We start from the raw sequence: 10,745 nt of genomic DNA on the forward strand, positions 1-10,745 counted from the left end.
AAGACCGCTCCGCCTCTCATCGCTTTCCTTATCTGAAAAGGAAGGCGATATAAGCACAACGAAAACAGCATATATGACGGCAAACACCAAAGACAAAAACTACTGTTTGTCGATATTGAAAAAAAACCCGACGAGCAGTATTTAAGAAATGTGAATCAAATTGTTAGGAATTGCTAAATCGAACTCTCGGACTTGCACAACCGGAATGAAATGATTAAATTTGCATTAGTGATTGGATAGCCTGTGGAGTCAGGCTCCAGAGCCGAAAATCCGAGTGCTGATATTTGGCACTAAAACGGCACTAATAAAATTCTGATATATCCAACTATTTGATATAACTGCATTTAGACAGATGAGGCACGCCCCCTGTCCTTCCGCAACCTAATCGGACGAAAATCAGTCCGGAAGCGACTTATCAACGCGAATCGCTTTGTAAAAGCAAAGAAACCGCAGACTATCAAATAGTTCTGCGGTTTTTTCGTGTCTAATCCTTTCGATTCTTTGCCGGAGCAAAGCGCCGTAGGCGATGACAGGACCGAAATCAGACCAAGAAAAAACGACTCGAAAACGACCACTTCAGACAAATTTATACAAAGCTAAAGAGGTGGCATCAGCATAGCCGTTGCCGCTTTCTTGTGAATATAACATAAAGGGTATAATTTGAACGTAATCAAAATATACCCTTTATGGTGTAGTTTGAAGCAAATTCATTATTTTTGCACCCAAAAGGGTATATTCGTATGACTCAATTAGCAAAATATGTAAAGGAGATGCGCAAGCAGTTCGGGCTTACGCAAGTTGACCTGTCCCAGAAATCAGGAGTGGGATTGCGTTTCGTACGTGAGCTTGAGCAGGGGAAGAAAACTCTCCGTCTTGACAAGGTAAATCAGGTGCTGGCTCTCTTTGGAGCTGCTATGCAGCCCCAAAGAATTGAAAATTGAAAGTTTAGAATTTAAAATTTACTAACTTTGCGCTCTTAATTTCAGACAGCGGTATATCATATCCAGCTTGACGATTTATACCTCTATCGTCAAGTCGTAATATTATGTATAAACAATAATATACTTGTATATGAAAATTGATTTAAAAGGACATGCCTCGATGTTCGGGGCAAATGCAATCTGGGGAGTAATGTCGCCAATCGCTAAATTCGTGATGATCAGCGGTACAATAACGCCTCTGGTTGTAACCAATTTGCGTATTGCGGGAGCCATGATTCTGTTTTGGCTTGTATCTCTGTTCATGAAGCCGGAACATGTGGAGTCGAAAGATCTGGCAAAACTCTTCGGCGCATCGTTACTTGCAATCATCTTCAATCAGGGTTGTTTCATAACCGGTCTGGGAATGACATCCCCGACAAACGCATCCATTATTACTACAAGCATGCCGTTATGGGCGATGGTTCTTGCCGCGTTTTTTCTGAATGAGCCTATAACCGGAAAGAAAATCATGGGTATTGCCGCCGGTGCTACAGGAGCAGTACTTCTTATACTCGGAGGGAGTTCGGCGAGCGGGACTGTATCTTCGTCAATATGGGGCGATTTGATAGTTTTGACAGCCCAGTTGAGCTATGCTCTGTATATAGTTCTCTTCAAGGAGTTTGTAGCCCGTTATTCACTTTTCACCGTTATGAAGTGGATGTTCACGTTTGCACTCATATGTATAGTGCCGTTTTCTACACAGCAGCTTTCGGAAACAAGATGGGACGCCGTCACATCTATGGAATGGGGAGCATTGTCATTGGTTGTGGTAGGAGCAACCTTTGTAACATACATACTTGTCGTAATCGGTCAGCGACGTCTTCGGCCGACTGTGGCAGGCATGTATAACTACATTCAGCCTCTGCTCGCTTGCATAGTTGCCATAATATGGGGCATGGATACGTTTGACATGACAAAGGCGTTTGCAATAGTGTTGATATTTGTGGGAGTATTCCTTGTTACCATGAGCAAAAGCAAGAAAGACATGGAGCAGGAGGCAAATGCAGTATCTGAAATTGCAGCCTGAAATTTATAAAGGCTGTTTAATGATGTGCACCTCTTCATCAAGTTCTCCAAAGCCATTCCGAAATGGTACGGTTTAATCGGAGATTCGTTTCTTTACGACGATATGAAACAGGCATATCGGGTGCAAATTGAGTCAATGGCAGGACTACTTTGAGGAAACGGAATCCAAGATTCTGCAACAATTCGCTGTTGCATTACCTCAAAATTACTGTTGCACGAAAGTACCCTAAGGCATAACTTAAAGATAATTACAGAGTTAAATAGCATTTCAGGATACCTATCCTTCCGCAGAATGATTAAAACCAGTTTCTCTTGTAGACCAAGGGAAACTGGTTTTCTTTGTAACAAAGAAAGAAAACAAAACAGTCGTAGCCCCCTTATTCTTGGAAATTTAACAAGCACAATCTATTTTATCCTAAATAACGTCTTAAACTAACACTTTTCTGACCTTTAAGTTTCCGTATTGCCTTCTCCTTAATCTGCCGTACTCGTTCTCTCGTAAGATTAAATTTTTCAGCAATTTCTCCCAAATCCATCTCTTCACAACCAATACCATAAAACATTTTCAAAATATCTCTTTCACGTTCGTACAAATGTCCAAGCACATCCTCAATGTCAATTGATAGCGACTCTATCAAAAGCTCATCGTCAATTTGATGTTTATACGAACCTATATAAAACAATGGCAATTCGCTCATTACACAGTTCAACAATATATCCGATTTGTCGTAGTCTCCGCATAAATCACTAAAAGCATCAATCGAAATCTCGGACTCTATAGCAGAAAAAATTTCTGATACTCTTGATTCGGGTATATTTAAGAACTCTGCAACCTCGCCATCTGTAGGGATATATCCATGCTCTGCATAATATTTTGATTTAATTTTGCATATTTTATGGTATTCTATCCATATAGCAGATGAATAATGAATAGTTGTTCCATACTTCACTATTGCAGACATAATAGAACTTCGGATATACCATTTGGCATAAGTCGCAAAACGGAATCCTCGATTTTCAACCTTGTTAGCGGCCTTGAAAAGTCCAAAATTTCCTTCACTTATAAGGTCGTTTAATGAGACACCAAGGTTTTGAAATTTTCTCGCTTCGTGAATGACCAATCCTAAATTTGCCAATACCAGTTGCTTTACAGCATTGACATCCCCCTTTTCCGCGCAATCAATAAGTCGCTGTTCTTCATCATAACCAAGCCTTTTTTTATTTTTAAATTCTTTCTTGTGGGCTTGTTTTATTTCTTTTATATAAATATTGTAAGACAGCTTGTCAACATCCCAGAACTCACAATCCGCAAGCAGCCCCTCAATCAAATCAAATTCTTTAATCAGCTGACAAATTGAAAATTTGCGAGTGTTCCAGTCTTCCAAATTCATAAAACGACTACATTATGGAGTTATATCTTTCTATTTATTAATGATACTCAGTCACATTATTAGTGTCCAACTTTTTTCAAAATTATAAAATATTGAGTTATTCTCAAAATGTTTTCATTTCAAAAGCAGGGCTCTTCTCAAATTCTTTATTTTCCGCATCAGCAAACTCTATGCTTAAACATAGTTTTTTGACCATGCGCCCACGACGGGTGCAGAGTCACCTTTTTAATTTTGCAGAAAAGAAAAATCGCTAAATCTCTGAGATTCAGAAATTTAGCGATTAACGTTGTCTTACCTGGATTCGAACCAAGACAGGCAGAACCAAAAACTGCAGTGCTACCATTACACCATAAGACAATCCTATTTGCCCAAAGAAGACACAGCCGTCCTCTCTAAAGCACTGCAAAGGTAGAAAGTTTTTGACGATTTTCCAAACTTCAGACTGTTTTTTTGTTATTTTTCTATATTTCCAAATTTTTTCGCCTTTTTAATTGCATATATCCAAAATTATTCACTACTTTTGTGGCAATATGGATTATTGGCGACCACGCCAAATCACTTATTTTACAGTTTTCATCATTTTTCTGCTATGAGCATTGCATCCGGTCTATCTGCCGTCAAAACATCAAATGTCACTATTGACGATGTCGCAATGCTTAGACCATAGCATCGCCACAACAATCATTTTTTAGTAAAAGATCAGAATTGCCGACAGCCATTGGTATGCCCTCGTGTATATCAACCGATGATTGTCGGCAGAGGAGTTCTTTGACATGATGGTAACGGCACCGGGAGCAGGCTCCCGGAAAGAAAAATGAACCCCTATCCCCTACTTAACCGACGTGAATCCACTGTTCATGCCGGCTATTCAACAGCTTAGTCTAAAAACGCTAACTATCATTCATTTTAAAACTGTAAAATAATTATGAAAAGAAACGCATATATCAGCCTGTCAAAACTTCAAGTCAAAGTCATCGACAATTTGTCAATCAACCCATCGTCACACGAATCCCAGTCATTCGGACCGTTAGATGACAGAAACGACTTTCTAACATCTGAAGGACAAAACACCATTGCTCTTGCAATGGAATTTACAAACGAAAAACTACTTTCCAAGCCACAGTCACAAACCGGCATGCGTCGCAGTGTGAGCGTGAGCATCTTTGACGAATCTTCCGAAAAAATAATTGCCAGACACTGCCTGAACGTGTGCTTCAGCCAAGGCAGACTCACACGCAGATACACAATGGACATCCCCGTCGAGCGCAATCACACCGATTATATCCATAGGCTCAGAATTATCATACGCGATGAAGGAAGCAAGGAAATAATCGGCAAGCGCACGATAAACCTATGGAACGTCAATGACTTCGGGCAAAATCCCGCTTCAATATACCAAGCCACATCAGGCTTCCTATCTTTGACCGACACAGACCATATCGTCCCCTATCTTTCAGTGGATGCCAAAGAATTTGAGACACATACCGTCAGATTTTCAATCGAGCCACTTTTCGATAAGCTCTACGGACAAATGCCCGAGCTGGAAATAAAGCTCCACTATCCCGACGGGAGTACCGAAAGCTCCGTATGCCGTCCGCAACAGGACCGCTACGACTTCAACCGCAGCGAAAGCCAGTGGCATGCCGAAACGCGGTTCATCCTCCAGCCTCAGCGCATGGGAGTGACATACGCCGAACTTCGCTGCATGGGTATTCCGATTTCAGGTTTCCTTTTTTCAACCATAGGGCCAGAATATTTCGGTGAGTGGGAATTCGAAATGCTCGACTACTGCACTGACTATTCTCCGGCTGACGGACTAAAACGATTTCAGGAATTAACCAACGAGCTGACCAACTGGTCAAGCAACGACGGATCTGACGACACAATGGACAAAGTAGATTTCGACAGCAGACTAAACGAATTCATAGCGTCATCACTCGGCTACCATCCGGAAGAAGATGATGAAGATGTCAATGCAGATAACGATGAAGACTATGACGAAGATATCGATGGTGATGAAACCGTAACCGATGAAAACCAGCCGTCTGACAATGAGAAGTCGCCCGAAGAAGAAATCCCTCTCGACAGGCTCGTCGGACTTGAAAAAGTAAAAGCCAAACTCGACATCTACGAGAAAATAGTACAATTCAACAGCCTGCGCCGCAAAGCAGGACTCATGGAACTGACCACTCCTCTCCATGCCATGTTCTTAGGTTCTCCGGGCACAGGCAAAAGCACCGTCGCCAAACATATCGGCAAAATTCTCGCAAAGGCAGGCATTCTGTCGAAAGGCCACGTAATCATCAAAGAGCGGTCGACGCTCCTCGGGCAGAACTATCATGCCGAATCCGAAAAGACTATTGAAGCCATCAAGGCAGCACAGGGCGGAATATTGCTTATCGACGAAGCCTATCAGCTTTATCAGCCCAACGACCCGCGCGATCCGGGAAAGTTTGTCATCGAAACACTTCTTACGGCACTTTCCGACGAATCAAACCGCGACTGGATGCTGATTCTTGCAGGCTATCCCGAACCGATGCGTCGGATGTTCGAGATGAATCCCGGTTTCAAATCGCGCATCCCGGAGTCAAACATCTATCACTTTGAGGATTTCACCGAAGGCCAGCTCATGGAAATAGCCGAAAACTATTTCACCGACCACGGATTCCGCCTTTCCGAGAAAGCGGCCACTGCCATGTCGGCCCATCTGACCGAAATATGCGGCCGACGGAGTAAGGATTTCGGCAACGGACGCTACATCAAAAACCTTATCGAAACCGAAATAATCCCACACATGGCCGTGCGCATATCATCTGCCGAGGTCTTCACAATCGAAGCCCTGACAGTAGTCGAAGAGTCCGACATCCCCATGCCGCGTCCCGATAAAGCCCTCCGTCCCTCAATCGGATTCCGCGCATAATACAAGGAAACAATGCCCAACCGTCCTGTCAGGTTTATCGCAAATCCATAGCGCCAGCCTCAGGGCATTTGCAAACTTTCCAGTTGCTAATTTTATTTTTTTCTGAAATAAATTTGTCATTTCGTAAATAATCCCTACCTTTGCAGCATAAAATTTAAAGCAAACTCAAGAATATTTTGAAAAAATGACACGATTTTACGCATATCCGTTTTTTTATTATTTTTATTTTAGCCAAAAATAAGAACGGGATTTGCATGCGTAGAATTTTCATATGATTGCAAAATGTTTCCATCATAAAAATCCCGTTCGTCAATGAACGGGATTTTTTTATTTTAGAGACATTGAACCGAACAAAATTATAAGACCGGATTTTTCAAACTACCGTCAAAAGACTACGACAATGAAAAAGATTACCATCCAAGGAGTAGCCGGCTGCTACCACGACGCAGCAGCCCACCTCTATTTCAGCGACGAAGACATACAGACTATCGAATGCGAGACATTTCCTGCCATGTTTGAAACCCTCGCGACCGACGCATCACTGCTTGGAATAGTGGCAATCGAAAACACAATTGCCGGAAGTCTGCTGCAAAACCACGAACTTCTGCGCCAGAGCAATCTGAGAATCATCGGAGAATTGAAGCTGAGAATCTCCCACGTGCTCGCCGCGCTCCCGGGACAGGCAATCGACGACCTCTCGGAAGTCAACTCCCACCCGATGGCCCTGATGCAGTGCGAACAGTTCCTGCGCCGCCATCCGAATCTCAAAATCGTGGAGCGCCTCGACACCGCAGGCAGCGCCAAAGAAATCGCCACCGACAACCTCGAAGGTCACGCAGCGGTCTGCGGAGAATATGCAGCCTCGCTCTACGGACTCAATATCCTTGAAAAAGGAATCGAGACCAACAAACGCAATTTCACCCGCTTCCTCATCATAGCCGACCCCTTGCTCGCATCCGAAATCGGGCCTGCCGAACGCGACATTGACAAAGCTTCAATTGTTTTCACTCTCCCCCACACCCACGGAGCGCTGTCAAAGGTGCTGACAATCCTGTCGTTCTACGACATCAACCTTTCAAAAATACAATCCACCCCAATCGTAGGACGCGAATGGGAATACAGATTCTATGTCGATGTGACATTCGACAGCCTCGTGCGCTACCATCAGGCCATCGAAGCCGTGCGACCACTGATCAAAGACCTCAAGATACTCGGCGAATATGCCGAAGCCAAGATAACCCACGCTTAACCACCCACACACCAAAAGACTCATGGAAATCAAGCCCTCACAAAGAGTTGAAAATATAAAGGAATACTATTTCTCGACCAAACTGAAAGAAGTGGCAGCAATGAAAGCTGCCGGTGAAGATGTCGTGTCGCTCGGCATAGGCGGCCCGGACCGACCGCCACATCAAAGCGTAATCGACGCGATGACCGAAGCGCTCAACTGCCCGTCGAACCACGGTTATCAGCCACATGTCGGTGTGCCTGAACTCCGCGAAGGCTTTGCACGGTGGTACAAGAAATGGTATGGCGTAGAACTCGACCCAAAATCGGAAATCCAACCGCTGATAGGGTCAAAAGAGGGTGTGACCCACATCTCGCTCGCATTTCTCAATCCGGGCGACGGAGTGCTCGTGCCCAACCCCGGCTATCCGACCTACTCGTCGATAAGCAAGCTCGTCGGCGCAGAGATATTCAACTATGATCTGGTCGAGGAAAGCGGATGGCAGCCCGATTTCGAAGCCTTGGAACAACTACCGCTCGACCGCATAAAACTCATGTGGCTCAACTATCCCCACATGCCAACAGGCGCACGGGCACGCATGGAGACATTCGAAAAGGCGGTGGCTTTCGGCAAGAAACACGGCATCGTCATCGTCAACGACAACCCATACTCCTTCATCCTCAACGACAACCCCATGAGCATCATGCAGGTAGAGGGTGCAAAAGAGATAGCCATCGAAATGAACTCCCTCAGCAAGAGCCACAACATGCCCGGATGGCGTGTCGGCATGGCTGCTTCAAACCCGACGTTCATATCATGGATACTCAAAGTGAAGAGCAACATCGACTCCGGACAGTTCAAGCCACTCATGCTTGCCGCAGCCAAGGCTCTTGAAGCCGACAAAAGCTGGCACGACGAGGTAAATGCAGTCTACGCCTCACGCCGTAAGGTGGCCGAAAAAATCATGACAGAGCTCGGATGCACCTTCGACCCCACCCAGAGCGGACTGTTCCTATGGGGTAAAATCAATGACCCGGAAGTCACATCCGAAGCCCTTGCCGACCGTCTGCTCCATGAGGCAAAAGTGTTCCTGACCCCGGGATTCATCTTTGGCTCAAACGGCGAAAGATATATCCGCATCTCCCTCTGTGCGACGGAAGAGCGCATGAACGAAGCCCTCGACCGCATCAAAAAACTCAACGAAAACAAGTAACTTATACATAGACAACATATATCTTATGGAAAATATCAAACCGCTCGCAATCGACGGAGTGGAACTCACCAAACCGATTATAATTTCAGGCCCATGCAGCGCCGAGACAGAGGACCAAGTCATGCAGACCGCACGCGAACTCTTGCGGTCGGGCGTAAAAATCTATCGCGCCGGAATCTGGAAACCACGCACAAAACCCGGAGGTTTCGAAGGTGTCGGCGTCCCCGGACTTGCATGGCTCAATAAAGTGCGCGAGGAAACCGGCCTGAAAATCGCAACCGAAGTCGCAAACCGCGGCCACGTCGAAGCAGCCCTCGAATATGACCTCGACCTTCTGTGGATCGGTGCGCGCACGTCGGCCAATCCGTTTGCGATGCAGGAAATCGCCGACGTACTCCGCGAAAGCGGCAAGGACATCCCCGTGCTCGTAAAAAATCCGGTCAACCCCGATCTGGAGCTATGGATCGGCGCACTCGAACGTCTCTACAACGCCGGCATCACCCGTCTGGGCGTTATCCACCGTGGATTCAGCACCTACGGCGAACACATCTACCGCAACCATCCCCAGTGGCGCATTCCGCTCGAACTCCGCATCCGCTACCCGCAAATTCCCATCATCTGCGACCCCAGCCACATCGGAGGCAAACGCGAACTCATCGCTTCGCTCTCGCAGCAGGCTCTCGACATGGGCTTCGACGGCCTCATCATCGAAAGCCACTGCAATCCGGACTGCGCATGGAGCGACAAGAACCAGCAAATCACTCCTGAAGTCCTTGGAGTCATACTCGACAACCTCGTTTACCGCGACGCGCCTGTCCCGACCGAGAGTCTCGCTCAGCTCCGCCGCCAGATCGACCAGCTCGACAACGACCTCGTCGAAATACTTGCCAAGCGAATGAACATATCGCGCGAAATCGGTAAATACAAAAAGAACCACAACATGCCTATCGTGCAGCCCGGCCGCTACGGCGACATCATGCACACACGTGTGAAGACAGCAGCTTCCGCCGGTGTCGATGAGGAATTCATGCGTAAAATCCTCTCGACCATCCACGAAGAGTCTGTAAGACTTCAGGTAGAGCTCACTGAAAACAAGCAGTAAGCAATCAGGCTACACACAACACTATCACCACACTACGTAAATTTTTTTGACAATCGAAAAGAGATGAAAATACTGATTCTCGGAGCAGGTAAGATGGGCAGCTTCTTCTGCGACCTTCTTTCGTTTGACCACGAGGTCGCAGTGTACGACCCCGACCACCAGCGCCTTCGCTTCACATTCAACGCACTCCGCTTCAAGGAACTTAGCGAAATCGAGGACTTTGAACCTCAGCTGGTCATCAACGCCTCGACTGTAAAATACACATTGCAGTCGTTTGAGGCCGTGCTCCCCTACCTCAAACCGTCATGTATCATCAGCGACATCGCCTCGGTCAAAACCGGGCTGCCTGAATTCTATGCCACATGCGGCCACCCCTTTGTCAGCACCCATCCCATGTTCGGGCCGACATTCGCCTCGCTCAGCAATCTCAGCAATGAAAACGCCATCATAATCAGCGAAGGCGACCATCTCGGAAAGGTGTTTTTCCGCGACCTATATTCACGCCTTCATCTCAACATAGTCGAATATACGTTTACACAGCACGACGAGACCATAGCCTATTCGCTCTCAATTCCGTTTGCAGCCACGCTCGCCTTTGCGGGTGTCATGAAACATCAGGAAGCGCCCGGAACAACCTTCAAGCGCCACATGCAGATTGCACGCGGACTTATGTCGGAAGACGATTTTCTCGTCAGCGAAATTCTTTTCAATCCCAACACCCCACAGCAGATTGAAAAAATACAGCAACAGATGGCCGAGCTTCTCGACATCATCAAACGCCGCGACAGTGAAGAGATGAAAGCTTTCCTCGCGCGCGTGCGTGAACATATTAAATAACGTGAGTTCGACATAAGTAATCAGAACAACGTCAGTTGCTTGTCAGCG

8 protein-coding genes are annotated in these 10,745 nt (G+C 46.1%); 7 read left to right on the forward strand and 1 reads right to left on the reverse strand.

The genetic code is table 11. From position 1 onward, the window contains the following. Positions 1–740 precede the first annotated feature (740 nt). Positions 741–941: a helix-turn-helix transcriptional regulator gene (locus tag QZ311_RS11680; protein ID WP_297068230.1), complete on the forward strand. Its 201-nt coding sequence runs from the start codon at positions 741–743 to the stop codon at positions 939–941. A gap of 130 nt (positions 942–1,071) precedes the next feature. After that, positions 1,072–2,007: a DMT family transporter gene (locus QZ311_RS11685; protein ID WP_297068231.1), complete on the forward strand. Its 936-nt coding sequence runs from the start codon at positions 1,072–1,074 to the stop codon at positions 2,005–2,007. A 409-nt stretch (positions 2,008–2,416) separates the two neighbouring features. On the opposite strand, the gene QZ311_RS11690 is transcribed toward QZ311_RS11685, so the two are convergent. Further along, positions 2,417–3,391, reverse strand: coding sequence for a sigma-70 family RNA polymerase sigma factor (locus QZ311_RS11690; RefSeq protein ID WP_297068233.1), 975 nt, complete (start codon positions 3,389–3,391; stop codon positions 2,417–2,419). A gap of 931 nt (positions 3,392–4,322) precedes the next feature. On the opposite strand from QZ311_RS11690, the gene QZ311_RS11695 reads away from it, so the two are divergent. From QZ311_RS11695 to QZ311_RS11715, 5 genes are all read left to right on the forward strand, one after another. After that, positions 4,323–6,317, forward strand: coding sequence for an AAA family ATPase (locus QZ311_RS11695; protein WP_297068236.1), 1,995 nt, complete (start codon positions 4,323–4,325; stop codon positions 6,315–6,317). A gap of 400 nt (positions 6,318–6,717) precedes the next feature. Further along, positions 6,718–7,566 carry a prephenate dehydratase gene (locus QZ311_RS11700; protein ID WP_297068238.1) on the forward strand — a complete coding sequence of 283 codons (849 nt, stop codon included), beginning with the start codon at positions 6,718–6,720 and terminating at the stop codon, positions 7,564–7,566. Between the two features lie 22 nt (positions 7,567–7,588). Beyond that, the gene (locus tag QZ311_RS11705; RefSeq protein WP_297068241.1) at positions 7,589–8,758 is read left to right on the forward strand and encodes an aminotransferase class I/II-fold pyridoxal phosphate-dependent enzyme; all 1,170 of its coding nucleotides are present in this window, start codon (positions 7,589–7,591) and stop codon (positions 8,756–8,758) included. A gap of 25 nt (positions 8,759–8,783) precedes the next feature. Beyond that, on the forward strand, positions 8,784–9,860 hold the full coding sequence (locus QZ311_RS11710) for a bifunctional 3-deoxy-7-phosphoheptulonate synthase/chorismate mutase type II (protein WP_297068243.1): 1,077 nt from the start codon (positions 8,784–8,786) through the stop codon (positions 9,858–9,860). 63 nt (positions 9,861–9,923) lie between these two features. Then, positions 9,924–10,697: a prephenate dehydrogenase/arogenate dehydrogenase family protein gene (locus tag QZ311_RS11715; RefSeq protein WP_297068245.1), complete on the forward strand. Its 774-nt coding sequence runs from the start codon at positions 9,924–9,926 to the stop codon at positions 10,695–10,697. Positions 10,698–10,745 lie beyond the last annotated feature (48 nt).

The organism is uncultured Duncaniella sp. (assembly GCF_910578445.1).
Classification (GTDB): domain Bacteria; phylum Bacteroidota; class Bacteroidia; order Bacteroidales; family Muribaculaceae; genus Duncaniella.